The sequence below is a fragment of the Microcoleus sp. K1-B1 genome, assembly GCF_036704705.1.
Lineage (GTDB): Bacteria > Cyanobacteriota > Cyanobacteriia > Cyanobacteriales > Microcoleaceae > Microcoleus.
In genome coordinates, this window is record NZ_JAUBSH010000031.1 from 1 (window position 1) to 25,477 (window position 25,477).

General features: G+C 45.7%; 22 protein-coding genes, 2 tRNA genes and 1 pseudogene. 3 read left to right on the plus strand and 22 right to left on the minus strand.

Annotated elements, in window-relative coordinates; translation table 11 throughout:
• Positions 1–91: 91 nt before the first annotated feature.
• Positions 92–328: pseudogene (locus tag QUA83_RS13700) on the plus strand (pentapeptide repeat-containing protein); the annotation flags it as partial.
• A gap of 106 nt (positions 329–434) precedes the next feature.
• Here QUA83_RS13700 and QUA83_RS13705 read toward each other — a convergent pair.
• The 9 genes from QUA83_RS13705 to QUA83_RS13745 form a co-directional block, all read right to left on the minus strand.
• The gene (locus QUA83_RS13705; RefSeq protein ID WP_333293668.1) at positions 435–788 is read right to left on the minus strand and encodes a XisI protein; all 354 of its coding nucleotides are present in this window, start codon (positions 786–788) and stop codon (positions 435–437) included.
• A complete protein-coding gene (locus QUA83_RS13710; RefSeq protein WP_333293669.1) occupies positions 776–1,192 on the minus strand; it encodes a XisH family protein in 417 nt (138 codons plus the stop codon). Before QUA83_RS13710 ends, QUA83_RS13705 begins: the two co-directional genes overlap by 13 nt.
• 117 nt (positions 1,193–1,309) lie before the next feature.
• A complete protein-coding gene (locus tag QUA83_RS13715; protein WP_333293670.1) occupies positions 1,310–2,578 on the minus strand; it encodes a WcaI family glycosyltransferase in 1,269 nt (422 codons plus the stop codon).
• 161 nt (positions 2,579–2,739) lie between these two features.
• Positions 2,740–3,177, minus strand: coding sequence for an ATP-binding protein (locus QUA83_RS13720; RefSeq protein WP_333293671.1), 438 nt, complete (start codon positions 3,175–3,177; stop codon positions 2,740–2,742).
• Positions 3,178–3,724: 547 nt separating this feature from the next.
• A complete protein-coding gene (locus QUA83_RS13725) occupies positions 3,725–4,723 on the minus strand; it encodes a sugar transferase (protein ID WP_333293672.1) in 999 nt (332 codons plus the stop codon).
• 396 nt (positions 4,724–5,119) lie between these two features.
• Positions 5,120–5,788 carry a DUF3318 domain-containing protein gene (locus QUA83_RS13730; RefSeq protein ID WP_333056576.1) on the minus strand — a complete coding sequence of 223 codons (669 nt, stop codon included), beginning with the start codon at positions 5,786–5,788 and terminating at the stop codon, positions 5,120–5,122.
• A 173-nt stretch (positions 5,789–5,961) separates the two neighbouring features.
• Positions 5,962–7,590: a DUF2079 domain-containing protein gene (locus QUA83_RS13735; RefSeq protein ID WP_333293673.1), complete on the minus strand. Its 1,629-nt coding sequence runs from the start codon at positions 7,588–7,590 to the stop codon at positions 5,962–5,964.
• Between the two features lie 26 nt (positions 7,591–7,616).
• On the minus strand, positions 7,617–8,393 hold the full coding sequence (locus QUA83_RS13740; protein WP_333293674.1) for a polysaccharide deacetylase family protein: 777 nt from the start codon (positions 8,391–8,393) through the stop codon (positions 7,617–7,619).
• Positions 8,386–9,114: a glycosyltransferase gene (locus tag QUA83_RS13745; protein WP_333293675.1), complete on the minus strand. Its 729-nt coding sequence runs from the start codon at positions 9,112–9,114 to the stop codon at positions 8,386–8,388. The genes QUA83_RS13740 and QUA83_RS13745 overlap by 8 nt, the downstream gene beginning before the upstream one ends.
• A 553-nt stretch (positions 9,115–9,667) precedes the next feature.
• On the opposite strand from QUA83_RS13745, the gene QUA83_RS13750 reads away from it, so the two are divergent.
• Positions 9,668–9,970 carry a hypothetical protein gene (locus QUA83_RS13750; protein ID WP_333293676.1) on the plus strand — a complete coding sequence of 101 codons (303 nt, stop codon included), beginning with the start codon at positions 9,668–9,670 and terminating at the stop codon, positions 9,968–9,970.
• Between the two features lies 1 nt (position 9,971).
• Here QUA83_RS13750 and QUA83_RS13755 read toward each other — a convergent pair whose 3' ends face one another.
• The 10 genes from QUA83_RS13755 to QUA83_RS13800 all read right to left on the minus strand — a co-directional run bounded on the left by QUA83_RS13755 (position 9,972) and on the right by QUA83_RS13800 (position 19,939).
• Entirely contained in the window at positions 9,972–11,027 is a 1,056-nt protein-coding gene (locus tag QUA83_RS13755; protein WP_333293677.1) for a hypothetical protein, read from the minus strand.
• A 28-nt stretch (positions 11,028–11,055) separates the two neighbouring features.
• Entirely contained in the window at positions 11,056–11,262 is a 207-nt protein-coding gene (locus tag QUA83_RS13760) for a hypothetical protein (RefSeq protein ID WP_333293678.1), read from the minus strand.
• Positions 11,243–11,881: a glutathione S-transferase family protein gene (locus QUA83_RS13765; RefSeq protein ID WP_333293679.1), complete on the minus strand. Its 639-nt coding sequence runs from the start codon at positions 11,879–11,881 to the stop codon at positions 11,243–11,245. Before QUA83_RS13765 ends, QUA83_RS13760 begins: the two co-directional genes overlap by 20 nt.
• Before the next feature lie 106 nt (positions 11,882–11,987).
• Positions 11,988–12,356, minus strand: coding sequence for a type II toxin-antitoxin system HicB family antitoxin (locus QUA83_RS13770; protein ID WP_333293680.1), 369 nt, complete (start codon positions 12,354–12,356; stop codon positions 11,988–11,990).
• Positions 12,328–12,597, minus strand: a complete 270-nt coding sequence (locus tag QUA83_RS13775) for a type II toxin-antitoxin system HicA family toxin (RefSeq protein ID WP_333108421.1) — start codon at positions 12,595–12,597, stop codon at positions 12,328–12,330. The genes QUA83_RS13770 and QUA83_RS13775 overlap by 29 nt, the downstream gene beginning before the upstream one ends.
• Before the next feature lie 84 nt (positions 12,598–12,681).
• Complete coding sequence (locus QUA83_RS13780; RefSeq protein WP_333293681.1) at positions 12,682–14,091, minus strand: ferredoxin:protochlorophyllide reductase (ATP-dependent) subunit N; 1,410 nt, start codon at positions 14,089–14,091, stop codon at positions 12,682–12,684.
• Positions 14,072–14,338: a hypothetical protein gene (locus QUA83_RS13785; protein WP_333293682.1), complete on the minus strand. Its 267-nt coding sequence runs from the start codon at positions 14,336–14,338 to the stop codon at positions 14,072–14,074. The genes QUA83_RS13780 and QUA83_RS13785 overlap by 20 nt, the downstream gene beginning before the upstream one ends.
• Before the next feature lie 228 nt (positions 14,339–14,566).
• Positions 14,567–15,961 carry a DUF5331 domain-containing protein gene (locus QUA83_RS13790; RefSeq protein ID WP_333293683.1) on the minus strand — a complete coding sequence of 465 codons (1,395 nt, stop codon included), beginning with the start codon at positions 15,959–15,961 and terminating at the stop codon, positions 14,567–14,569.
• 34 nt (positions 15,962–15,995) lie between these two features.
• Positions 15,996–16,862: a ferredoxin:protochlorophyllide reductase (ATP-dependent) iron-sulfur ATP-binding protein gene (gene bchL / locus QUA83_RS13795; protein ID WP_006634709.1), complete on the minus strand. Its 867-nt coding sequence runs from the start codon at positions 16,860–16,862 to the stop codon at positions 15,996–15,998.
• Between the two features lie 914 nt (positions 16,863–17,776).
• The gene (locus tag QUA83_RS13800; protein ID WP_333293684.1) at positions 17,777–19,939 is read right to left on the minus strand and encodes a CBS domain-containing protein; all 2,163 of its coding nucleotides are present in this window, start codon (positions 19,937–19,939) and stop codon (positions 17,777–17,779) included.
• A 181-nt stretch (positions 19,940–20,120) separates the two neighbouring features.
• On the opposite strand from QUA83_RS13800, the gene QUA83_RS13805 reads away from it, so the two are divergent.
• Complete coding sequence (locus QUA83_RS13805; RefSeq protein ID WP_333293685.1) at positions 20,121–22,643, plus strand: PhoD-like phosphatase; 2,523 nt, start codon at positions 20,121–20,123, stop codon at positions 22,641–22,643.
• A 515-nt stretch (positions 22,644–23,158) separates the two neighbouring features.
• On the opposite strand, the gene QUA83_RS13810 is transcribed toward QUA83_RS13805, so the two are convergent.
• The 3 genes from QUA83_RS13810 to QUA83_RS13820 all read right to left on the minus strand — a co-directional run bounded on the left by QUA83_RS13810 (position 23,159) and on the right by QUA83_RS13820 (position 25,400).
• Positions 23,159–23,230 (minus strand) — tRNA-Thr (locus QUA83_RS13810).
• Positions 23,231–23,303: 73 nt separating this feature from the next.
• Positions 23,304–23,385: transfer RNA gene (locus tag QUA83_RS13815), tRNA-Tyr, on the minus strand.
• 197 nt (positions 23,386–23,582) lie between these two features.
• Positions 23,583–25,400 carry an ABC transporter ATP-binding protein gene (locus tag QUA83_RS13820; RefSeq protein ID WP_333293686.1) on the minus strand — a complete coding sequence of 606 codons (1,818 nt, stop codon included), beginning with the start codon at positions 25,398–25,400 and terminating at the stop codon, positions 23,583–23,585.
• Between the last annotated feature and the right edge of the window lie 77 nt (positions 25,401–25,477).

Below are 25,477 nucleotides of genomic sequence, written 5' to 3' on the forward strand. Positions count from 1 at the left end.
TATTTTTACCAACGGGGGATGAGGGCTATAAGTCAGATTCAGTCTAGCTCTTAGCCATCTTGTCACCCCCCCAGGTCGAGGAGATTTAGAACGAGCCAATTTAAGCCGTGCCAATCTCAGCTATGCTGATGTGAGTTGGGCTAATCTCAACGGTACTAATTTAGCTGAGGCAAACCTGCACAAAACTAACCTCAGTTGGACGGATTTGGATGGCTCGAATCCCGAACACGCTCGCTTGGGACTGACGGCGCTTACTGGAATTCGCCTCCCTTGGGGCGTCTATGTTATCAACCACAAAAAAGCGCGCAAAGAGCATAACGAGAGTTAGTTTGTAGATTTTGCCCTTTGACTGTCGCGATCGGATATTTTTTATTGATTTATTCAATCCGCGACAGACAAAGGAGTGAAATGAGGCTATAAATTTTTGTCTTTCATCAAACTGTGGCAAATTCTGTCAAAGGTCTTTTGCTAGGATGATGAAACCCCAAAACAATATCGCCCTTAGAAATTCCTGCTGCTAGTAAATCATCAACTACGCACAAATCAGTCCAATCTTCTTCCACCCAAATTTTACCCTCTTTAATCCGAAGATACATGGTAATGTGGCGGAGCCGTTTTTTGCCATCCCAGCCCGAATGAAACCATAGATAGTGATCTCGTTCTTCGTCAAATGCTAGACGATGCTCTGGCTCTAATTCATCTAGTGCGATCGCCCCTTTGACGGTCATTTCATAATATCCAGTCAATATTTGTTTAATTGTATTGCGATAGTATTCTAATTTATCCATTGCAGAATTTCCTCCTTTGCCATTTCAACTACCATTAACAAAACCTGATTTTCATTAGTAATTACTTGGATAGACTTGCGTTTAAAAAAATCTTGGTATACGATATCATCAATTGCCAAATAGAGCCTGTATTCTGGAGCTGTGAGTTGAATCAGATTTCGGTAGACAATGTATTGACCGAGTGCGCCGTGAAAATCATACATTAGCGATCGCCCAATAAAGCTTTTAATTTCAACAACTATTTTTTGTCCTTGGCGTTCTGCGGCGATCGGCTTTTCTGCTGCTATATCGGCATACAACTCGGCATCCTCATATTTGATGAAGTACGGGTCAGCCGTAATTCTCCAACCATCTTTTAGCAGGGCATTTTTAACTGCATTGTGATAGATGTCTTTGGCAGGCATTGTAAAAACAGTTAAATATTACTCGCTCTTTAAATACAGTAAATACATTATAACTCTTAAGATTCGGTTTCACCAAGAAACAAATAACGGTCGGTACTCACTAACCTAATGAGCTTATTATTTCGGCAAAGGCTGCAACAGCTTATCACCATGACTCGCTGCAACCGCCGCAAATAAAGCTTCATAATGATTCAAAGCTTCCTCAAATCCGTAATTCTCTACAGCATAACTTCTGCCTTGCTCGCCCAACGCATCCACCTTAGCAGGGTGCAAGTACAAATCCTCAACAGCCTCAGCCAAAGCCTCCGGATCTTCCGGCGCTACCACCACCCCGCCACCACTTTGCTGCACAGCTTTCTGGGCCGTACCAGTTTCGGGAACCGACGCCAAAATTGCCCTGCCGCTGGCGAGAATTACTTGAATTTTTGAAGGCATATTGAAGTTAGTAACGCGGCGCTTTTGTACGACTAAACTAACATCAGCAGCAGCTAACAATTCGGGCAATTTTTCTCGCGGTTCAAATGGTAGCAGCATTACATTATTAGCTTTGTAAGTTTCGCAATCTTGTTGCAAGCGCGCCAAGGCTGTTGATTCCCCCACAATTACAAAAGCAATTTCGGTTATGTGTTTCAAACGAGCCGCTGCTTGGACAACTGTTTGCAAGCCTTGAGTTAGGGCAATATTGCCAGCATACAGAACGACAAATTTGCCCTTGAGTTTGTGAGTTTCTCGAAATGAGTTACTTTCCTTGGGTAAGGGCCGAATGAAATTGACATCAACCCAATTGGGAACGCAAACTATTTTTTCCGGGGGTACTCCCTGAGAATGCAATTTTTTGACAAAACCGCTGTCGATGACGCTGACTTGGCTGGCTGTGCTGTAGGCCAATTTTTCCAAAGCGTCAGCAATGCGAACTAGCAGTCCGTTTTTTTTGACCAAGCCGACGCGCACGGCTGCTTCTGAGACGATATCCTGAACGTTGAGGACGATCGGGCAAGCGCGAATCCAGCCGTAAAAGGCGACTGGGACGCAAATCGGTAAAGGGGGCATTGTCGAGAAAATCACGTCGGGACGCCAGCCTCTGAAGGCTTGGACGGCGCTGGAGACGACAAAACTGCCGTCTAGGACAAGTCGGTCTAGGAGGCTGGGGTGGGGGCCGTTGACGCGCAGATAGCTGCGCTGAATTGTGACGCCGTTGTGTTCTTCGGTGAGGTAAAATTTGCCCTCATATTGCGGATAAATCCGGCGCTGGGGATAGTTGGGCATTCCTGTGACGACTCGGACTTGGTGGCCGCGCTTGACTAGGCCTTGCGCTAGTTCTGTCATCAGGGGGGCAATGCCGATCGGCTCTGGATAATAGTTATAGGAATAAATTAGAATACGCATAATATTTATTTTGAAGCAAATTGTCCTGCAGCCGCGTGCATCGAGCCTGCACCCGCAGAATTGCAGAGGATGTGCTTGGGTTCCGGGTAGGACAATAGGGGGCGAGGCGATCTTCCACTGCTTGGGAAAGAAGCCGCCCTTACCGGGCGGGTATCGCGCCCTCAGCTAATGTTTTTTCGCATTACCAGGCAGTTGCGGCGATCGTCGGTACGGATATACCGAAGGTCGTCTGTGAGCTTGTACATGAACACCAGTCCCCTTTCTCCCTCTCTGTCCAAAGGATCGCGCTGCTCTTGCATGATCGAGTGCAGCTTTGCTTCTAAGTTGAAGGGTTGACCCCTGTCCCAAATCCTAATTTCTAAGTAATCGGCAAACACTTTTACCTCAATGTCTATGGGCGTTGTGGGGGGCAAGTTCAGGTGAGCGTGGCGGACAGCGTTTGTAAAGCCTTCGTTGATTATCAGCCGGCACTGCCACCAGAAATCCGCTGGTATCATGGGCAAAACGATATTCTCCAACCACTCCAAAACGGATGTTAAAGCATTCAGGTCTGTTTCAACCTGCAGGTGCCACTCGGCCTTTGGTTGCTTGTCTTTCATCTTTCTTCCCCCTGGTCGGCCCCCACCACCGCTGTACTCAGCGGCGGAGGGAGAGAAAAAGGAGGGCAAGGTCTTGGCAACATATTAGTTAAGTCAAGCTTGAGTTGAAGAAGCCCGTTTTGCCTCAAGGTGAGCATTCCTTTCGCACCATTTACTCGCACAGCAAATGAGAGACTTCCGATACTGTAATCCGCCTCGGTAGGGCGTTTAAAGAGGGAAAATTCCCGAGTCAGCTTGCGAGGAAGTGATTTAAGCTTCGACCGTGTTAGCAGTCGCTACTTTTCTAAACACAGGTTAGTTCTTCTCGTCCTCGAAAATCATGCTGGGATCATTCGAGTATGACCTCGAACTGGCTAATTGCTAATTATTAATGCTCTGATTCCAGAGCTGGCAACTAGCTGTGCATTTTCTGGGCGTGTGAATTTTAACACTTAATGCTAACGTAGGTATCGCTAGCGATCGTCTGCTTGACTAAGTATCGAGTTCGAGTTCCCGCCCCCCGTTGGCAACAACACCTCAAAGTTCAGCGGTGGGTTGTTGAGGGTTCCTACACAGCGCCACTATTTTTGTTAAACAGGACTGTTATGGTTTTAACAATTAGTTTGAGGTCATACACCAGGCTCCAGTTTTGTTGGTATTTTAGATCTAAACGGATGACATCTTCAAAATCGCGGACTTGAGAGCGACCGTTGACTTGCCATTCCCCTGTCATCCCGGGTTTGACATCCAAACGCTGCCACTGAGGGACTTCGTAGCGCTCAACTTCGTCTGGAGTAGGCGGTCTAGTGCCGACTAGACTCATTTCGCCTTTGAGCACGTTCCAAAACTGCGGCAGTTCATCGAGGCTGGTTTTGCGTAAGATGCGCCCGACTTTGGTAATCCGCGGGTCGTTGTCATTTTTGAAAAATGCGCCAGAAGCCTGGTTTTTGATTTGGGCTTTCATGGCTTCGGCGTTGGTACACATCGATCGAAATTTCCAAATCCGAAATTGTCTGCCCATCCAGCCACAGCGGGTTTGACCGAAAAATATCGGGCCTGGATCGTTGATAGTGATGGCTGCAGCTATGGGTACGAACAAAATTCCTGTAATCATCAAACCGACGATTGCCCCAACGATATCTATCAGCCGCTTCACCCACGATTGCACTGAGGGGTGGGTCATCGGTAGCTGATTGTCCGAGGGGTTGGTCTCAGTGGGAGTTGAGGTTGCAGAGGGCTGCTCGATCGTCAGCACTTGATCTAGGCTAGTGAGAGCAAATACTGCCATCACCTGCGGCTTGAGGCTTCGGAGCACCAAGTCGCTATCCCGCTGTTTGGCAAATTTCAGATTGCTGACTAAAGCACCTATCCCACTACTGTCGATGAATGTCGTCTGACTGAAGTCTAGGACAATCTTGCTGGGAACGGTGCTGCCCGAAAAAAGTTGCTGGCAGGTTGTCTTGAAGTTTACGGCTTCAAGTACGCTCAAGCGCACGGGTATGTGAACTGAGGGAATCTCGTCCGAGTACGTTACCCGAAAATCTGCCTCTGGGGTTTGACTGACCATGAAGTCCTGGTTTCAAATTTCAAGCTGATGTCTTTAGCCTATTCTGTCCTAGCAGCTCCACCTTTACCAAATATTATGGTTAACAAAAGGCTAGCTTTATACAAACTTTACAAAAACACCTGCAAACTCGCCCGCCGAGAATGATATCAAAGGCAAAAATAGACTTAAGTCTACCAGTGCCAGTTTTGGCCCAAAGATTTTTGAACGCAGTCGCTGCCAAACTTTGATATCGGAATCAAGATTTTTGTGGATTCAGGCCCCTTAATCTTGTCGTTAATCATTTTGGTGCCTGTCTTGCACCGGATAGCCATCGCAGTTAACAGTTAACAGCTAACACAGAAGTCAACAGTTAACGGTTAACTGGAAAACCCCCGTAACAAGCTTCGGGGGATGAGGTTAAGAATTGTAGACGTTTTCTGACTGGGAGGTTTCGCGGGTGATGGGTTTGACTTTGGCTTTGGCTTTGGCTGCGTTGCGTTTGAGGGCCTGGAGACGAGCTTCGTATTTAGCCCGCTGCTGTTTTTTGGAGGTTTGCTCGATTAAGGTTTTTAAGGCGCTGCCAAGGCTTTTGTAGGCGTTTGGGAGAGTGTAGCCGAAGCGGGTGGCTAGGGCGAGGGCTTTTTCGTCGGCGTCTATTGCTTCTTTTAAACTTTTTTCTCCGTTGTTTTTTTGGTAAAGTCTCCAGCCGGAGACGCCGCACAGGGATAGGGCCAGTAACAGCAGCAAGCCGTCTTGCACCCAAAGTTCGCCGACAGCGCCGCCTAAACCAATGGCGAGGGCTGCCATTTCCCAACCGTCTCTGGGGATGGTGTCGTTTTGGATTCTGGCGACTTCGTGCCAAAATAGGAGGTTGCGCTGATCCATTGCTAGCTGTTCCCAGCGGATCAGGTCTATTTGGATTTCTACCTGGTCTTTGCCTATTTCTTCGCTGCGGATCAGGGTAGGATTAACTTCTATTGTTTTTTCTACTGTTACCCAACTTTGGAGTTCTGGGGGCAGTATGTTTTTCAAGCGCCGGATCTCACTCATCTCGGCTCTTGCTGTAGAGGTTGCATAGGATGTCATAGCTCCGGCCTATTGATTTTGCAAAGGTTAATATGTGTATATTTCTGGAGTATAGCAAACCTTTAATCAAAATCTAGTCGAGTAACAGGGGTCGATCGACCAATACTTGCAATTTTACTTGATTTTAGTCTCTGGGGGCGATCGCAACTGCCGACTCGATCATAGACTTTCGACTATTTCATCAATGGTTCGATTTCTTGTCGCAATTTCGACCAAGCCGACAAAACTTCCGCCTTAGAAGTTATGCCTTTTTGAACTAAAACAACTCCGTCCAATACTTCAGCAATTCCGTACAAACCTCGCCGTAGAGCTTCATCGGTAAAACGCACTCCCCCCCGAATTCTACCCCTATCGAGCGGCACTTTTAAATTATTTTGCTGCAACTGCCACAAATCTAACACGGCATAATCGACATCCACTACTTTTCCCTCTTCGTCTTTCATCTGCATCACTTCTAAACGGATGATGTTCCGGCGGCCTGAAAGATGGGAAACTAGATAACCGCTAGTAGAAACGCTAGCATCTTGGGGAATCAAACTTAAGACTTTTTTGACATTAGCTGCGTGTCCGATTTGAGCCGGCAAAGATTGATAAACCCAAGGTTGAAAAGAATAAGGAGAGATGAAATACAAAGCTCGATTCGGATTGGAAGTGTAGGTAAGCAGTATTGACAGACCGATACACCCAATCCAGAAGCGGTGGAACCTGGGTTGGAATTTATCTTGATGTTGCGACCACCACAGGATTGTACCGTAAAATAACCCCGGAATTACAGCAAATGTGTAGCGGGTGTTGATAGAAGTAGCGGACTGATTAACAACTTGCAACAACAGAACCAGTAAAGGAAAAACAGTCATCAACCAGGCGCTTGGAGTGATTACAGGTACAAATGCTAGCGGCAACCAATGACCTAAAAGATATAAAATTCGCCTACTTGCCTCTTTAAAAAATACTTCAATTACGAGATGAGGTTGACTAATAATCGCCCAAAGCAGTTCTAGTGTTGACGGGTTCTCTGTTTTGACAAATTTTCTAAAGTAATTAGCTAAATACAAACGGGAATTGTCAACCGAAAACATCGGCATAATTATATTAGTTATGAACACCACGTAGCTAAAGCTGAGAGCGCACAAAGCTATACCGACGCGGGGGTAGCGGCGACTGACAATTAAATACGCTCCGATGCCAAACAAGCTAATTCCAGTATCTTCGCGAGTGCCTAATGTTAAAACTGCGAACAGCCAAAATAGCGGCCAGCGCTGCTTTTCTAATGCTAGGAGCAAGCTAAATATAAATAGAGGAATTTGGCAGTGTTCGTAAAAATCTCCCAGCGTCGGGCCGATGACACCATTTGCTCCGTAATAGCTGGCTACTATCATTACTGACAGGGTAACAGATAGATAGTGTCTTGCTAAGAAATACAGCACTATTCCGGCTGCTGCAATTAAAGCTACTTGCAAAACTATCAGGGTAATGGGGGATGGAAACAAGGCATAAATCGGCATCCAAATCAGAAAATCGATGACGAAGTGTTGCCCTAAATGGATATAAAATGGGTAGGAAAGTTGTCTGTCCATCAGCGAGGCGCTGGAGGCCGCTGAGGAAAGTGAACCTTGAAAAAATCTGCCGTGTATGCTATTCCAAAATACTTGGTTAAATAGACCGTGATCGTAGTTAGCTAAGAAGCTTTCGTAGCGGATTATACTAAAACTTAAAACTAATATAAAAAAGATGGTGGCTAGGATGGTAACTTGACGCAATCCTGTTTGATTGTTCCAGTAGTAAAGAGGTTTAAATTTCATAGTTTTTGCTGAACCCGATATTTGCTCTAATGTTGACTGAAGTTGTGCTTAAATTCTGAAATAGAAATAAACTTGCCTTGGGTTTTCAGCTTGGTGATGTATTTTTCTAGTTTGTCAACCATTTTGCTGCCTGAGTCTTTTTTGACGTAACCGGGTAATTTAAACTGCGAAATATCTGTGAATTCCCAGGGGTGAAAGTAGATGTTTAGATAAGAGTCTGTTTCTAGGGTTAGTTGGGTTGCTAATTCTATCATTGAGAGGGGAAAGTTTTTAAAGCTCAACCAAAATAAAGGAAATCTGATCAGAGGAGTGACTGACATGGGAAGGTTGAGCAGTTTATTCGTATAATATGCAGTTCTCGGTTTAGATAGGTTGTTGTATCTGCCGGGAATGTAAGTTGGATTCATTGATGAGTTGTATTCGTAGCCTGCTTTTTCTATTTCTGCGTCGTCAACTGGCTGAAGTCTTGCCATCCTGAATCCAGTGATTTGAGTATTAGTTATTTGTTCTAAGGTTTGTTTAGATTTTTGTAAATCTTCTAGGCAAAATTGAGAGTGGTAAAAGCCGTGGGAGGCGATTTCATGGTGTTTGGAAATTTCTCTGATTGTATCTGGGTTGTGGAGTGCAAAGTTAGCTGTAACAAAAAATGTGGCTGTAATATCTAATTTTTCTAGAAGTGCAATAATCTTTGACAATCCTCGATTAGAAATTTCAAATTTGATGTCGGATTCCAGGAGTTGACCGTATTCTTCGGGGATGTCAAATTCTTCTATGTCAAAGCTCAACAAGATTGATTTATTCATAGTAGCCTGCGCGGTCGTTGGCTCTAATTTTAAATAAGCAGAGCAGCATTTTTAGGGAATCTTTGAATATATTGACTTGAGAATTTTTGTAGAGGTGGTGCTGGGAAACTTTTGCGGGAATTTCACCAATTGTATATCCTTTTTTTTTTGCTAAAAAAAGCAGTTCTGCGTCAAACGAAAAGCCAGTAAGTGTTTGTGTTTTAAATATTTCTTGGGCTGGTATTTTGTTAAATCCTTTGAGTCCGGCTTGCATATCTCTATATGGTAAATTCAGAATTTTTCCCGAAATTAAGTTAAATATTTTGCCTGATATTTTTCTGAGCAAGGTAAGATTTCGGAAGTTTTCTCCGTCGAGGTTTCGGCAACCAATTACGATATCAAATTCTTTTAATTTTTTGACTAAGAGTTCGAGGTGTTCGAGGGAGTAAGCTAAGTCGCCATCCATGAAGCAAATGCAGTCCGCGTCTACACATTGGCTGCCTTTTTTGACGGCATATCCTTTGCCTTGACGATTGCTGTAAGAAATTAGTTTGATGTGATGTGTGGGGAAAGTTTTGAGTTGGTTTTCAATAATTTGCAGTGTATTGTCGGTCGAGCCGTCATTAACAATAATAAAATTGTAAGCATGATTTTTTTGAGAAAATTCTAAAATTCTATCAAAGGTTTGCTCAATGCACTTTGCTTCGTTGTAAACAGGCAGAATTACCGCTATCTTCATCATGGCTGTTCGATCGCGCTTTCGGTCAAATATGCTACCACCTCGGGAGGTAAATCACAAGTAAAAAAACTATAGAAAAAATTTTACAGAGAAAATTTCTGGCGGGGAGAGGTATTGTTAACTGCAGATCAGAAAATTGACTTCAACTTCGCCTTGAAAGTGCAAAGACAAAGTGGGACTTTTTGGAACCTTGGAATAGGGGCCAGTTTCGGGGTTGGAGGGTACTCTCGAAATTCCGGCTGTCGATCGCCCATACTGGCTAATTTATCTCAAATGATGATTTTTGAGCAAGCGGAGGATCGCCACTCATCTACCCTGACTTCTGTCCTGTGAACCGGGGTTGGGGGATAAGTGCGATCGAGACAAATTGTATCATGCTGGAGTTGAGCCAGCTTATCTTTACGGAAAACGCGGGCGATCGACAATCTAGATTCTCCCAGCAGCGAAGCCAGAAAAACCCTCTTAGTCCCACCCGAACCTTTTACCTGATGAGGTTGTAATTGTCAATGTAAATTATTTAGTTAACAAATTGCCGGAGTATTTTCAACCGGGTATTATGCTGATAAAAAAACGCATTATTAGCTTTTTACTAGCATTAGTCCTAACTTGCATCACTTATCAAGTAATCTTAGAAATCATCACAGTAGAAATTACATTTTTCGGCTTTCACCATATAGTTTACCTTCCGAATCGCCCGGAAATACCGCCGCTGCGACGACACTTTTCCGGCGACTACAGCCAGCAAAACTTGGAACCTTTTTTAGAGCATTTAGTCAGCCCTAACAATTGGTTTTTGTCATCCCAAAATCTTGGCGATTATTTCATAGCAACTCCCAAAAACTCGGTGCCGATTGAATAGATTAAAGTGACTTCAAAATGCCGCTTTCCAACTGATAAATTGCTGCCATGATTCCACTTTCAGGATTTGTAAGCAGGGACTTTTTGACATCTTTCAAGTATTCTACAATGTGTTCCCGCAAAATCGGTCTTTCTACTTTGACTGTGTGATTATAATCCCACAAATCCCAAATGATAATTCCGATGCCAACAATCGGATCGATTAAACTTACTCCCAACTGACTAGCAACTGTACCGCCTGTTTTTGTGGCTACCTTGGCGGCGGCTTTGCTGGCGACTTTTGCCGTAACTTTGCTGCCAACTTTAGTTGCTACTCCCAAAATTAAGGGTTTAGCAACTAAGTAGCCGCTGCCGCCAACTAATACTTTTAATGATAAATTAGAGACATTTCCTTTGTCGCTAATTGTGGTGGCAATATCGTTCAGATATTTGTCCCACTGTACTTGCGGTATATTATAATTGTTTTGAACTACTTTCACATTCTTGCTAACTTCTGATATGTACAAATTAGCAGTATCTTGAGTGATTAATTGAAATCGCAGTTGAGCGTTTTTGGGTACCAGCACGCGGTTAGCAAATTCTCTTTGAAAGTCTTCGGTTAATTTTTCGGAAACAGCTTGAGAAGCTGCTGTCATATCAAATCTGTTGAGGACGGCAGATTTCACGAAATTAAAAGGTACGGTAAACTCCATCTTTTTTTGAGTGAAGTAATCAAAGTACCAATCGAGGAAACTATTGTCTACTCGTGCAATTACTTCGCTTTCCCATTTATCCAACTCTTTTGAGGCGAAAGTTTCTGCTGTTGTATGGGATTTTTGGATGGCGTTTTTAATGTCTTGGTTGACTTTGCTAAAATCGTGTGGCGGCGAGACTACAACTGCTGTGGTTCCGGTATTTGTTAGTGACTGGGAAATTAGAAAGTTACCGAATAGGGGAATGATGACTACTAAAATTACGATCGTCCAAATCATCGGTGTCACTGTTTTGATAAACTGACCGATAACTCTGAGACGTTCTGTTTTCTCTGAATAGCTAATTTCTTCCTTGTCTTGACTCATGGCGGTTTCTCAACAGATGAGAGTGGGGCTAGTTTCGATTATAGGCGATCGTACCTGCGATCGTGTTACGGGCGTGTGGCCTGGGATTCGGGAGGGGTTGGGGAAAAGTCCGCACGAAGCTATCTCTTTCGTGAATAGTAGGGAATCGCCCATTTTTTATTTTTGTGGGGGTGGTTTGAGTTGGCAGTTGTGTCAATATGATAGTGTGGCTGGCATCAAGAATCGACCTTGGCATAAAAGTCTTCGTCAGCTTGCTGGAAAGCAGGCCGAGCCATCAATCTTTCAGTGTAAACAGTTAAAATTGGCTGATTTTTCAGCATTCCCAATTTTAAAGCCCAGACGAGAACTCCGCCTGCAACAATATCAGCTATAGTAAATTGGTTTTCGACGAGGTAATCTTGATTTTTTACTGCCTCTGTGAGTGGTTGTGAAACGCGGTCAAACCATTCTTGTGCTTCCGGCGCTGAGCATTCTTGGGCTACTTTCTTGGGCAGCAATTTCTCTGGCAAGTGAGGCAAAACATTAAACATGAATTTTTCAACGGGGGGTTCGAGGGTTGCAACTGCATAAAAGAGCCACTGGTAGTAATAGCCTCGCGCTGGTGTCGAGAGTGCTGGCGCTAATTCTTTTTCTGGATATCGGTCAGCGAGGTAAGCACAAATAGCAGCCGACTCGAAGATGGTAACATCTCCATCGATTAAGACAGGTACTTTCCCATGAGGGTGCAGTTTTCGGTATTCTGGTTCTTTCATCACAGCCATCGTTGGTTTTACCAATTCATAAACAATCCCCATCTCTTCCAAACACCACCGAGGTCGCACTGCTCTTGTTGTAGGAATGTAATAAAGTTTCATAGTCTCTCAAAAATTTTTTACTTATGTTAAATTTTCATTCTTTTTGACTTCAGGTCTAAAATCTAAAATCTAAAATCTAAAATTGATTGACTTTGAGGGTTGACTTTTAACCTGCTTTACTTAACACAACCAGAATGTACTGGTCAAGACTAACCCCTTCCCTTTCCGCTTTTTCTGCTAAACTCAAATGTAGAGATTTAGGAATCTGTAAAGAGAGACTTCCGCTATACTCAACCTCCGTTGCAGGTAAAGGAATCTCATGTCCGCACTCATAAGCAGTCTCTATCCACAATTCCCTAGCTTCCTCAATGTTCTCCAGTGCTTCTGACAAAGTTTCTCCTACAGACATACAACCTGGAAGGTCTTTGATGAGGACTGTATAGCCTCCTTCTGGATCTGGGTAAAAACTTATAGCATATCTCAGGCTCAAGTAATATTCTAAAGATTTATTCTTCACTTCTATCTTCTGATTCATTGCTCCATTCCTCCAGTTTCAATAGCGCAACAATTTGCTTTACATATATTCCTTTTACCTTTTGACCGCCTTTTTTAGGAACTGTAATATTTAATCCATCAGCATTGACAAAAGTATGGTGACTTCCTTTCGATCGCTTTTCTTCAAATCCAAAAGCTGTTAGAATATAGCACACATCGTCAAAGCGCACTTCTGGTGGATTTGCTAAAAATTGTTCTACCAGTTTTCCTAACTTGCCCATGAAGTTTTACAGATGCTTGTACTATTCTAATAAACAAGGGCGGGCATTGCCCACCCTTGCTAGGAGTCCGGTGAAATTCAAAAATTAAACCTTCGCTTCATTCTTCACCAAATTACCCCAACCCAAATCCTTCAGCGAATTATTCCGGCGCAACGGACGAGTCACCAACTCCAGAATATCCCGCGCATTACCAAAACCGTGAATCTGAGCAAAAGTAAACTCAACAGACCACTTAGTATTAATTCCCCGCGCTTCCAAAGGATTAGCGTGAGCCATACCAGTAATCACCAAATCAATATTCTGCTCGTAAATCCGCTGCAACTGATTGTAATTGTCTGGTTTTTCCACAATCCGAGGAGTAGGAACTCCCATCTCGTGACAAGTCTTTTCTAACAACGCCAACTCGGCCGCCTGATAGCGCTTGTCCATGTAAGGAATGCCGATTTCCGGGCAATTCATGCCGCAGCGAATCAAGAAACGTGCTAAAGAAATCTCTAGCAAATTGTCGCCCATAAAGAAGACAGATTTGCCGCGAATTATTTGTAGGTAATCTTCCAAACCTGCCCAAATTTGCGCTTCCCGTTCGTCCAAACCTTTTGGTTCAATTCCCAACACTGAGCAAATCTTTTCAATCCAAGCGCGAGTTCCGTCAGGGCCGATCGGGAATGGCGCACCAATTAGCTTACACTTGCGGCGGCGCATCAACGTAGAAGCAGTACGCGACAAGAAGGGATTCATGCCCGATACATAATAGCCTTCTTCCAAGACTGGCAATTCAGTGTAGCGTTTGGAAGGAAGCCAACCGGAAACTTTGATTCCTTGCTTCTTCAATTCTAAGGTTAGCTGAGTAACAACCGGATCGGGCAAAGAACCGAAAAGTACCAGCGGTGTGTGCTTGACATATTCCGATTCATCTGCTGCAACTTCCTCTTTTTTCTTACCGAAATTCAGCAGTTGAGAGATAGCATTTCTTTCTTGCTTCTGAGCTTCTACAACAGGAGCTTTGTCAGGGCATTTAGCAGCCATCGCTGCTAAAACGGTATCTTCCCCTTGAGTAAAAGCGTAATCCAAGCCGTTAGCGCGGGCTGTGACGATGGGAATGCCAATTTCTGCTTCGAGTTTCGGCGCTAACCCTTCCAAATCCATTTTGATGATTTCGGTGGTGCAAGTGCCGATCCAGACAATTACACTGGGGTTACGATCGCGCTTAATTTGCAAACACAGCCGCTTCAACTCATCATAATCGTTTAACTGAGCGGAAATATCGCCTTCTTCCAACTCAGCCATCGCATAGCGAGGCTCAGCAAAAATCATCACGCCCATTGCGTTTTGCAAGAAATAGCCGCAAGTCTTGGTACCGATGACCAAGAAAAAGCTATCTTCAATTTTTTGATAAAGCCAAGCTACGCAGCTAATCGGACAAAATGTGTGATAATTTCCTGTTTCGCATTCAAAGTTTAAAGCTTCCGGTTCATTAGTAGTAATAGCAGTCATATCTCAAATCTTCTCCCTTTAAATTGTTTTTCTTCTCGAACAGGACTTGCGGCGGAGCGAGGAAACACCTGGATTTTGCGATCGTCTCGGTGCGATCGCCCAGGAGAGGAATAGGTTGTTTTTCCTCTCGTTCACGAACAGGCGCAGTGGCGATAAAACACCTGTTTTGCGCGATCGCGCTTTCGCAGCCAACAATAATATAAATACCTGATTTTGGGCTAATTCCTCTGAAAAATAGATGCAACAAACTCAATATTTCCGCAGCCGCAGCATCCTACATTTGAGCTAAAAAATTCTGCGCGAGGGCATACAATCCCTCACAGCAGGGATTTAGTTTTCTTCAACTCGCTAAGGCAAAAAGCCTTTTGGCAGTTGTGAGTTGGAGCTAATTAAAAATTAACAACTCGCAACTCACAACTCACAAATAGAGCGGGAAACTTCAAGACTAGGAGAGACTGGGGCGATCGCAACAACCTCACTTAAAATCAGATAAAAAGCCGGAAATTTCTTCATCCTCATCGTCGGAATCCAAATCGCCGAGACCTAGAGCATCTAAATCATCTTCGTCAGGATCTCCGGTAGTTGCTTCCCCCAGATCGTCAAGTCCGAGATCGTCGAGGTCATCGTCATCAGATACAGAGAAATCGTCAATACCGTCATCGTCCAAGTCCCCCAGATCCATGTCTAGGTCATCTGAGGTCGGTGCCCCAAACGGATCGGGTATTTCTTCGGCGACAAACTCTGCATCTTCTTCCCCAAACGGATCGGAAATCCCCGCTTCGAGATCTCCAGAGGTCAAAGTCCCAAATTGTGAGGCTTCTTCTTCGTCATCGTCGAGGTCGAGACCGTCCAAAGCCGAGGCTTCTTCTTCCTCGTCATCGCCGAGGCCGAGACCGCCCAAAGCCGAGGCTTCTTCTTCCTCGTCATCGCCGAGGTCGAGACCGCCCAAAGCCAAGGCTTCTTCTTCCTCATCGTCGCCCATATCAAAGTCAGATACGGCGTCTTCCTCATCGTCGCCCATATCAAAGTCAGATACGGCGTCTTCCTCGTCGTCTTCGAGACCGAGACCGTCCAAAGCCGAGGCTTCTTCCTCGTCATCGCCCATGTCGAAGTCGGAGACCGCTTCTTCCTCGTCATCGTCCATGTCGAAGTCTGAGACCGCTTCTTCCTCGTCATCGTCCATGTCGAAGTCTGAGACCGCTTCTTCCTCGTCATCGTCCATATCGAAGTCGGAGACCGCTTCTTCCTCGTCATCGCCCATGTCGAAGTCGGAGACCGCTTCTTCCTCAAACTCATCGAAGGATTCCTCCTCTGAGCTCAGTGCTGACGCTGCTGCTGCCAGACCGGCTGCTCCGGCGACTCCGGCGACTACTCCGGCTGCTGCCAAGGCAGCACCGCCCAATTTATTAGATTTGGCTGCGGCGGGTGCAGCAGTGCCAGTTTGAGCTGCTGCGGGTGCAGCAGTGGCAGTTTGAGGGACTGCGGGTGCAGTAGTTGCAGTTTGAGCTGCTGCGGGTGCAGTAGTTGCAGTTTGAGCTGCTGCGGGTGTTGGAGATTTGCCGGCCGTCTGCGGCACGATATTTGAGGGCATACCCAGCGCGATGTCCGGGTCAAAATTTAGTCCCAACACTTCGATCAGGCTGTCTGCATCCGGCTTGAGTTTTGAGAAGGGCAGCATTAATTGCTGGAGTTCCGGCTCCAGGGCAGCCGCAATTCCCAGGATGAGGTAAGAAACAGGCCTTTTCCCGCCGTCGGGTGTGGCGACCGTGTTGTCAGCCGTCATGTGCAGGAGCAGCCAAGCCCGATTTACCTGGTAGTAGTCCAACCACTTCTGTTTGAGAGCAACTGAAAAAGTATCAAAAAAAGCCATAACCTCTTTATCCTCATCCTGATCGCTAGACCTATTAAACCATCATCAGGTCTAGCTCATCTTCCTCCTTCTTGACCACCGGTTGCACTGGATTTAGATAAAAATCTGAAAGTAAGGCAAATAATTCGCGATCGGGCGTGTCGTTGGGCACTACTCCTTCGGGCATTGCCAAAATCTGGTCAGCGATGTTGAGGTAGTAATCGCAGACATAGTTGAGGGAAGGATCGCTTTCTGCCATCTCAAACAATGTTTTGCCTTTGACGCGAGAAACGCGAATGTCTTCAATCAGGGGCAGCACTTCCAGCACCGGCATCGGTACAGAGTCAATGTACTTGTCGATCAAGTCGCGCTTTGAGGTGCGGTTGCCAATTAAACCGGCGAGCCGCAACGGGTGAGTGCGGGCTTTTTCGCGGACTGAGGCGGCGATGCGGTTGGCTGCAAATAAAGCGTCGAACCCGTTGTCGGTAACAATCATGCAGTAATCGGCGTAGTTCAAGGGGGCTGCAAAACCGCCGCACACTACGTCACCGAGCACGTCGAACAGGATGATGTCGTATTCATCGAAGGCATTGAGTTCTTTGAGGAGTTTGACGGTTTCACCGACTACATAGCCGCCGCAGCCAGCTCCTGCGGGAGGGCCGCCTGCTTCTACGCAGTCAACGCCGCCGTAGCCTTTGTAGATGACATCTTCGGGCCAAACGTCTTCGTAGTGATAGTCCTTTTGCTGAAGGGTGTCAATAATTGTGGGGATCAAGAAGCCAGTGAGGGTAAATGTGCTGTCGTGCTTTGGATCGCAACCGATTTGCAAAACTTTCTTGCCGCGCTTGGCTAGGGCAACGGAGATGTTGCAGCTTGTTGTTGATTTACCAATTCCACCTTTTCCGTAAACTGCTAGTTTCACTCTTGGTTCTCCTATAGGTTTCTATCAAAACGATGAGGGCTGGGTTTTCATGCTTTTTTTCGATCGCCCAATTGCAATAGCCCAATTGCAATAGCCCAATTGCAATTCCCTTACTGTCAGTCGATTTGAGATTTCAGATTTGAGATTAAAGAATGGACTCCACAGATGAATCTGGGGCTTCTCTATAACTAAAATTTTCGATCTCGACGACTTTTGTTTGGGGCTTGTATCCGTCTTTGGGTTACGCCAATTTTGGACTCGGCCCTTAGTCACCTCGTTGAAAGCATTATTAGCTAACTTGCGATGAAAAGAAAGGGGGCGTCTCAATGAAAATGCTAGTAAATTTGTTTATTTTGCATCTTTGGGAATCTTAACTGGTTTTGGGATTTAAAAATCTATTTTTAGATTTTTTTTAGATTCTTAATTAATTTTAGGATATTTTTTTAATATAAAGAGGTACAAAAATAAAACAAAAATTAACTTGTCAAACAATCTGGGCTTTTGGCTTTGGGGCTAGGATGCAGGCAGTTGATGGCTTGTGCGGGTAACTGGAACGGGCACAAAGGCGCTAGTGGATGAGGCAAAGGAGATAGTGAGTTGGGCCCATTTGGGTCAGGGGAGGGCAAAGTGATGTTAGCTTTCGGCTGTGGCGGGTGATTTTGCTGGGGTTTTGAGTGTTGTGTAAAAAATTGTGAATTTTTAGGAATTGGCGGGTGAGGGGGAGATTGGGGGAGCGGGAGAGTGGGAGAGTTGGAGATTGGGAGAATATTATTTTTTTCCCAATGACTACTGATACCAGTTAAAAAAAAGAATGCAACTGTAGGCCCGCGCTCCAAACCACGAGCTTCCTCAGTGATTTCCAATTCTTCAATCGAAAATCTAAAATCGAAAATCTAAAATCGTATGGCTGCTGACTAATGACAACTGACGATCGGAATCTCGATCGCAAATTCAGTACCCTGTCCAGCTTCCGAAACGCAGTTGAGCCGCCCCCCGTGCTGTTCGACAACTAAATGGTAAGAAATCGACAGTCCCAACCCAGTGCCCTTGCCGACTGGCTTGGTAGTGAAAAACGGGTCAAATAATTGGCGGCGAATCTCCTCCGGTATGCCCCGCCCGTTGTCGGAAATGCGGATCGCCACAAAATCGTCGCCAACAACTTCTGTGCGAATTGTAATAGTGGGAAGAGTCAATGGAGAACTAGGATTTGACGGGAGTGAATTTTTCCCATCTCTCTTGGCCCATTCCCCTTTCTGGATTTCTTCATCCAAAGCATCAATAGCATTGCCGATAATATTCATGAACACCTGATTGATCTGACTGGCACAGCACTCGATGTGGGGCAAATTGCCATATTCTTTAATAATCTGGATAGGTGGATGTCCGCCGTGGGGTTTGAGCCGATGCTGCAAAATCAACAAAGTGGTTTCGAGTCCCTCGTGAATGTCAACGAGCTTGGTGTTAGATTGATCGGATCTGGAAAAATTACGCATCGACACAACTATTTGGCGGATGCGCTCGGTTCCTACTTGCATAGAAGACACGAGCTTAGATAAGTCTTCTACCAAAAAATCGATTTCCATCTCTGCTGCTGCTTCCCGAATTTCCGAGACTGGTTCCGGATAGTGCTGCTGATAAAGTCCCAAAAGTTGGAGCAATTCTTTGATGTAGTGGCTGGCGTGGGAAAGGTTGCCGTAGATAAAATTAACAGGATTGTTAATTTCGTGAGCGATACCGGCAATCATTTGTCCCAAAGAAGACATTTTTTCGGTTTGCACTAATTGAGTTTGAGTTTGCTGCAACTTTCGCACAGTTTGCTCTAATTGCTGTGCTTGATTTTTCAAGCAAGTTTGCTTTCGCCGCAGCACTTCTTCGACTCGCTGGCGCTTGATAATATCCCGTCTCAACAATTCATTGGATTCTAAAAGTTGAGCGGTGCGTTCTTCAACTTGTTTTTTTAAGTCGTCGTGAGCTTGGCGCAGGGCTTCTTGGGCCCGCTGCCGCTCTAAAATTTCTTGCTGCAAAAGTTCGTTGGCTTTCTGCAATTGGGTGGCTCGATCGTCCACGGCTTGTTGCAACAGCTCGATCGTCCCATACATTTCAGATTGGTTAAAAACTTGCGGCAAACTTGTCTGAGACACAACGCCCAAAAGTTCTCCCTGGCTGCCAACTACTACCAAACGGCGGACGCAGTGGCGCTGCATGGACTGGTGGACACTCCAGAGGGAATCGGCGGGAGATATGCAAAATAAAGGCGCACTCATGACTCTTGCTGCGGGGATTTCCGAGAGGTTTAATTCGAGGGCGTGAAACTGCACGATGTCGCGCTCGGTGACAATGCCGATCGGAATTTGGTAATTTTGTGTTGGTACGATCGCCCGATCGGGATGCTGAGTTTGGTCTTGTACAATGACGACGGAACTAACTCGATGCTTGACCATGAGCTGGGCTAAATCGAGGGCTGAGGCAGTTGTTGGGGCCCAAATGACTTCTTTCGTCATCACATCTGCTGCACAGCGCAAATTGGTTAGCAAGTTAATCGGTTGCAGAGCTTCGTGAATGGCTTCGCGGGTGATGATGCCGACAAGTCGCGAGTCGTCGTCCACTACGGGCAAATGCCGGATCTGGTGCTGGCGCAACGTGAACATAGCTGTGAAAATATCTTGAGACTCGGATTGTTTGAGGGTAATGGGCGATCGAGTCATTACGTCAGCAATTGTCAGTCCGACTGTACAAGCTGCGACGGTAGTTAGCTTGACGATATCCCGTTCTGTAAAAATGCCGATCGGTCGATTATCTTCGACGACTAAGACGCAACTGCGCTTGGCTGCGCTAGCAACAGCGTTTTGTTTTTCCCCACAAAGCTGACAGGAGACGCGCATCGGGTTCATGAGAGCCAACACTTGGGCGATCGGGGTTTCTGGAGCCACGGTGAGGGGGTGGCGGTCGATCGCCCGATCTAAAGGTGACGAGTAGAGCGGCCGGCTGTTGGGGCGTACAGCGGGTTCTGATGATTTAATTACTGGCAACTGCGGGGCTGAATCTCGGAAATGTTGTAATTTTTCTTCTTGTAGCATGATTATTAATTTTAGTTAATGAATTGTTACAATTTTTGAGACTTGGGTTGGCAGACTTAGCATTAATTAAGCGGGTGACAGATGCTCGATCGCCTAAAATCTGATTGCTAGAACACTCTTATTTAATTTTTATTTTTTAAATCCTATGTCGTGGACTCCCTTAAGTCATCGAATTCATCACTTGCCGCTTATCCTTGCGGGCCCGATTTTGCGCCGGACTGAAAGTAGGGCCGTGACAGTTTGGGTGGCTCTGAAAGCACCCCGCCAAGTCGAACTCAAGGTTTATTCGACTGAGGGCGGCACCGGCGAAATTGTCGATCGGCCCTTGCTCCAAGGTGCGAGCTCTACCGTGCAGCTCGGCAAATACCTGCACGTAGTCGCGGTGACTGCTAAACCAATTAATAGCAACCTCTTGACATCTGGGCAAATTTATGCTTATGACATCAAGTTTACTGGGAGTAGCGAGTCGCCGTCGGCGGGTGCAGTCCCAGAAAATGAGACAGAAAATCTCATTTCTTGCCTTTGGCCTGCCGCCCCAGATTTATCGGCTTTGGGGCCGGAGACGATTAGTTATTTCGCTCACCAGTTGCCCACTTTTGCCCTGCCGCCGCAGGATTTAAACTATTTGCGTATCGTTCACGGTTCTTGTCGCAAGCCCCACGGAGACGGCAGAGATGCGCTGCCAATCTTGGATAATTCGATCGAACAGTTTGCTGGAACGGCAAATAGCAGGCCCCACCAACTGTTTTTAACGGGCGACCAAATTTACGGCGACGACGTTGCCGATGCCATGCTGTGGGCCTTGACTGACGCTGGCGATACACTGTTGGGCTGGGAAGAAAGTCTACCCCTGATGGATGATGCCCAAATAAAAAAGAATTTGTGTATCAGTATACCTAAAAATTCGGAAAACGAAACTGCACTTGGCCAAGAGAGGGAAATTTTTAGAGAGTCGCCAATTCAGAAACCGTCTGATGCTGAGTATCAGTCCAAAAAACCAATTGAGTTACAGCCGGGGACTCGCAGCGATATTGCCAGAGATTTTGGCGGCTTTACGGCGATGTTGGTGAATAAACCCAACAATGCTAAAAGTCACTTGTTTAGCTTGGGCGAATATTATGCGATGTATTTGTTAGTTTGGTCGCCGGTACTCTGGTGTACGAGTTTTCCGAAGGGTAAGGATATTTGTCCAAATTCTAAGCAGGCAAAAGTCTGGGATAGAGAAGTTGTTGAACTTAACGGTTTTGCTCGCAATTTGTGGAGGGTGAGGAGGGCGCTAGCAAATATTCCTAGTTATATGATTTGCGACGACCATGATGTTAGCGACGATTTTTATTTGAACCGAGAGTGGTGTTACCGGGTGCTGGGGAAGCCGCTGGGCCGCCGCGTGGTGCAGAATGCTTTGCTGGCTTACGCTGTGTTTCAGGCTTGGGGAAATACGCCTGCACAGTTTGATCGCGAAAAACCGGGAGATAAATTATTAAAGGCTGCTGAAAAATGGTCAGATTCGGCGGGGACTGATGTTTCTGCTTGGGAGGAGGCGGCTTCGTATTTGGGAATTCCAAGACTCGAGCCGAAAACTCATTTGCCTAAGTTGAAATTAGATGAAGATGTTTTTATTTTGGATCGGGATGGCGAGGGTGTAAGTGAGGTTTTGAATTGGCATTTTACTGTGAGAAGTTTTAAGCACGAGGTGATTGTGCTGGATACGCGGAGTTGCCGGGGGTATCCGGTGAAAAGCGCGATCGATCCACCGATGCTTTTGACTCACAAAGGTTTTGAGGAGCAAATTCAGCAGCCTTTGAAGGAGACTGCTTTGCTGAACAAAACTGGGGAGTTTGAGATTGAGGTGACTCTGGTAGTTGTGCCGACAAATTTGGTGGGTTTGTCGATTATTGATGCGGTGCAAAAGTGGGATGTGGAACAGGGGAAGGTTTTTAATAGTGATGCGGGGGATGCTTGGAATTTTCATGAGTTAGCTTTTGTAAAGCTGTTGTCGGAGTTTTTTAAGCAGCGCGATCGGGTGATTGTGTTGACGGGGGATATTCACTATGCTGCTGCTGTGCGACTGAGTTATTGGTCTGATTGTCATTTTGGCGATTCTCGATCGAATATTGAGCCTTTGAAGGGGGAGAATGATCGGTCAAATTGTCAAAATTCTGTGTTGGCGCAGTTGACTGCTAGTGCTTTGATCAATGAGGAGTGGACAACGCATTTAGTTCATACTAAGATTAAGTCGCTGTTTCCTGAGCGATCGCACGAATGTTTGGGATGGAATGAGCCGCTGGAATTAATGAAGATTTCGAGGGGTGGCAGAAAGAAGGCTATGGCGGCTGCTGTCAGAAATAGACAATCTCTGCCTGATTGGGGCTATCGGATTGACTGGATTAAACGGCAAAGAGCTCGGGTATTTTTGCTGCTAGAAAAGGGAACTGCGTCAGATAGATCGCATAAAAATAAACAATTGTCACTGCTGCATAGGTTGTGGAATTTTATATCGCTGTTGTGGCGCAATCGCTGGCTGCAAGAGGGTGATGAGATTGTGGGATATAGCAATATTGCGATCGTCAGTTTTCAGTGGCCTGCTGAGGGTGATGGGGAGAAAGCGGTGATGCAAAATGTTTATTGGCGGCCTCTTTGGGAGCCGGATAGTGTAGTTTATAGTCAATATTTTGTGCCACTGGGATTGGATGAGGATGATTAGATTCACGATTTCTCGAAGAAGTCGGGGATTTCGATACGGGTACAATATTGTGATGAGTTTGTGGCCGTGTCCGCCGGGGGTTGAAACCCCAGTCTCATAGCTAAATTCGGTTGGAACTGAGAGGCTACACCATTCTCGCTTAACAGGCAAGATGCCTGTTCCACAAAAATTCAATGTTCTTGTGGAACAGGCATCTTGCCTGTTCATAAAAGATTTATCGAGAATGGTGCAAGATGTCAGTTGGAACTGAGATGTTTCACCATTCTCGCTTAACAGGCAAGATGCCTGTTCCACAAAGAATAAGTTTTCTTGTGGCGAGTCGCAGAATTTCCATAGCCAGCCGACTTGATCAACCAGTTGAAGACCATACGCAAAAAGTCCGGGGCCAACTTGGCAGATATGGAAGTCGTTTTGGATATATTAGAAAACCCATCAGCACGAAAGTTCAGCGGAAAAATAACCTTCTTGCTGTGCGATGAACGTGAAGCCCTTGATGGATATAGGAGAGAATAGAAAGCCCGTGACGAGATTTGAACTCGTGACTTCCTCCTTACCAAGGAGGTACTCTACCACTGAGTTACACGGGCATAAAAAATTAAGAACCTCCAATTAAAAAATTAATTTTTAATTCTTAAATTTTAACTTTTTATTAAATTGAGGTGGGCCGAGCTAGATTTGAACTAGCGTAGGCGTAGCCAGCGGATTTACAGTCCGCCCCCATTAACCACTCGGGCATCGACCCATTTCCATCACAGTTATACATCCTAGCACCAGAATCTTTATTTGCAACATTATATTTAAAACTCTAATCATTAAGCTGAGAACACATAAGTGAGTTAGGGGCATAGGGGAAAATTGAACACTGTTTAAGGTGTGCATTGCTAAGTCTAGGCTGGGTGCCCGCCCGGAGCACCCTAAGTCTAGACTAAGAGGAAATTCCTAATTCACTAATTCCCCGGTTTCTTGCAGGGAGTGCAGGCGGCGGTAAATACCTTGTTGACTCAAAAGTTCTTCGTGGCTGCCAACTTCGAGGATTCTACCGCCGTCGAGTACGACGATCGCATCGGCTTCGCGAATTGTACTCAGTCTGTGGGCAATAATTATGGTGGTGCGCGTACCGAGGATATTTCGCATGGCTATCTGGATAGATCGCTCGCTTTCATAGTCCAAACTAGAAGTAGCCTCATCAAAAATTAGCACATCCGGCTCCACCAACAGCGCCCTCGCAATCCCCAACCGCTGCCTCTGACCGCCAGACAACCGCATTCCTCTCTCCCCGACCACGGTATAGTAACCTTGGGGCAACAGCCGCACAAAATCGTCTACTTTGGCGATGCGACAAGCATCCTCAACTTGCTCGAAAGTTGCATTTCGGTTTCCGTAAGTCAGATTTTCCAGCAAAGTACCGTTAAAAACGTCTACTTCTTGGTGGACAATCGCTAAACGCTGCCGGTAGCGAGTCACGTCTAAGCTGCAAATGTCTTCGCCGTCGATCAGAATGCGGCCGGAGTTTGGTTCAAAGTAGCGAAACAGAAGTTTAACTAAAGTCGATTTGCCGGAACCCGATCGCCCGACTAATGCTACAGTTTGACGGGGATGAATCAATAAATTCACATCCTGCAAAACCGGTTTTTGACTGTCGTACCCGAAGGTCAAACCGCTGAACTCAACTTTGCCGGTAAATTTATAAGGCGACGCCGATCGAGCATTTTCTGCTAAATTAACCGCATCAACACCGTCTGGCGTTTGCATAAACTCGTGGAACCGGATCATTGAAGAATAACGCCGCGCCAATAATTCGGCGATAATGCTAATCGGACGTAGTTGGGAATATGCCATGCTTGCCAGGGTGTAGACGGTAACAAAATATCCGAGGGAAATTTTGCCTGCAACCGTGGCTGCTAGGCTAAAACCAAGAACTGAAAACAAACACAACTGGACGATCGTCTGCTGGTATGTTCCCAGGGTGACGTATCCTTTGTGAATGCGGTTGAGCACGACTTTTAATTCGCGATCAAGTCTGGTGGTTTGCCTTTTGAGTTCATCGCTTTCTGTCGCAAAAGCTTTGACTGTTTTGATGTTGGTGATAATTTCCGAGTTGCGGCTTTCGGTATCTTCGATGTATTCATCCAGTTTTTCTTCCCGCGCAGTCACCTGTTGCAGGCCTTTGAGGGTGAAACTGAGGATAAATAGGAATGAAACCAAAATTAATAAGCCAATCCGCCACTCAATTAAGCAGATAACGGCAAAAATGCCGATTAAGCGGACGACTTCGGGGATGAATTCGCCAGCAATTTCTGGGTAAGTCCAAGTATGGTTGGCGATGCCTTTGGCGATGCGGCTGGCAATCCGTCCGGCGTTGTTTTCGTCGTAGAATTCTAGGGGTAAGGTGAGGATTTTGCCGATCGCACTTCTCATTTGATCGCGCCTTGCCCTCAATGGTATCGCCCAGTGAAACCAATTTCCCACCCAAGGCTGTACCGGTGCTTTGGCGACTGTTACCAGAAAAATTATGCCCAGCAAGACGGATAGCGATAATATTTTGTTGGGTGAGTGCTGGGTAACAGAGGCGATCGCTGTTATGAGTTTTTGCGTTACTGTATCTGTAGGTTGACTCGACAATACGTTTAATATTTGACCGATCGCGTAAGGAACAAGCAAATCGGCTAGTGCCAAAACGCTGGATGCCCCTATGCTGTAAACTGAGATTTTCCAGTAGCGACTGTAGTATTGGAAGATGTCCTGAAAGCTTGCCATAAATTTGTGTTGAGATACAACCCTTGCAAACACTTGCATCTAAAATTGCGCTCTTGGCGCGCTTTGTTTACAAGTGT

Bases quoted from the DNA above. Each gene is read 5' to 3' on its own strand.
- QUA83_RS13800 (WP_333293684.1), bottom strand. From the start codon at position 19,939: ATGCTACAAGAAGAAAAATTACAACATTTCCGAGATTCAGCCCCGCAG.
- QUA83_RS13765 (WP_333293679.1), bottom strand. From the start codon at position 11,881: ATGAAACTTTATTACATTCCTACAACAAGAGCAGTGCGACCTCGGTGG.
- QUA83_RS13820 (WP_333293686.1), bottom strand. From the start codon at position 25,400: ATGGCAAGCTTTCAGGACATCTTCCAATACTACAGTCGCTACTGGAAA.
- QUA83_RS13705 (WP_333293668.1), bottom strand. From the start codon at position 788: ATGGATAAATTAGAATACTATCGCAATACAATTAAACAAATATTGACT.
- QUA83_RS13790 (WP_333293683.1), bottom strand. From the start codon at position 15,961: ATGGCTTTTTTTGATACTTTTTCAGTTGCTCTCAAACAGAAGTGGTTG.
- QUA83_RS13720 (WP_333293671.1), bottom strand. From the start codon at position 3,177: ATGAAAGACAAGCAACCAAAGGCCGAGTGGCACCTGCAGGTTGAAACA.
- QUA83_RS13780 (WP_333293681.1), bottom strand. From the start codon at position 14,091: ATGACTGCTATTACTACTAATGAACCGGAAGCTTTAAACTTTGAATGC.
- QUA83_RS13750 (WP_333293676.1), top strand. From the start codon at position 9,668: ATGCTGATAAAAAAACGCATTATTAGCTTTTTACTAGCATTAGTCCTA.
- QUA83_RS13775 (WP_333108421.1), bottom strand. From the start codon at position 12,597: ATGGGCAAGTTAGGAAAACTGGTAGAACAATTTTTAGCAAATCCACCA.
- QUA83_RS13715 (WP_333293670.1), bottom strand. From the start codon at position 2,578: ATGCGTATTCTAATTTATTCCTATAACTATTATCCAGAGCCGATCGGC.
- QUA83_RS13770 (WP_333293680.1), bottom strand. From the start codon at position 12,356: ATGAATCAGAAGATAGAAGTGAAGAATAAATCTTTAGAATATTACTTG.
- QUA83_RS13725 (WP_333293672.1), bottom strand. From the start codon at position 4,723: ATGGTCAGTCAAACCCCAGAGGCAGATTTTCGGGTAACGTACTCGGAC.
- QUA83_RS13735 (WP_333293673.1), bottom strand. From the start codon at position 7,590: ATGAAATTTAAACCTCTTTACTACTGGAACAATCAAACAGGATTGCGT.
- QUA83_RS13730 (WP_333056576.1), bottom strand. From the start codon at position 5,788: ATGACATCCTATGCAACCTCTACAGCAAGAGCCGAGATGAGTGAGATC.
- QUA83_RS13745 (WP_333293675.1), bottom strand. From the start codon at position 9,114: ATGATGAAGATAGCGGTAATTCTGCCTGTTTACAACGAAGCAAAGTGC.
- QUA83_RS13755 (WP_333293677.1), bottom strand. From the start codon at position 11,027: ATGAGTCAAGACAAGGAAGAAATTAGCTATTCAGAGAAAACAGAACGT.
- QUA83_RS13710 (WP_333293669.1), bottom strand. From the start codon at position 1,192: ATGCCTGCCAAAGACATCTATCACAATGCAGTTAAAAATGCCCTGCTA.
- QUA83_RS13760 (WP_333293678.1), bottom strand. From the start codon at position 11,262: ATGCCAAGGTCGATTCTTGATGCCAGCCACACTATCATATTGACACAA.
- QUA83_RS13740 (WP_333293674.1), bottom strand. From the start codon at position 8,393: ATGAATAAATCAATCTTGTTGAGCTTTGACATAGAAGAATTTGACATC.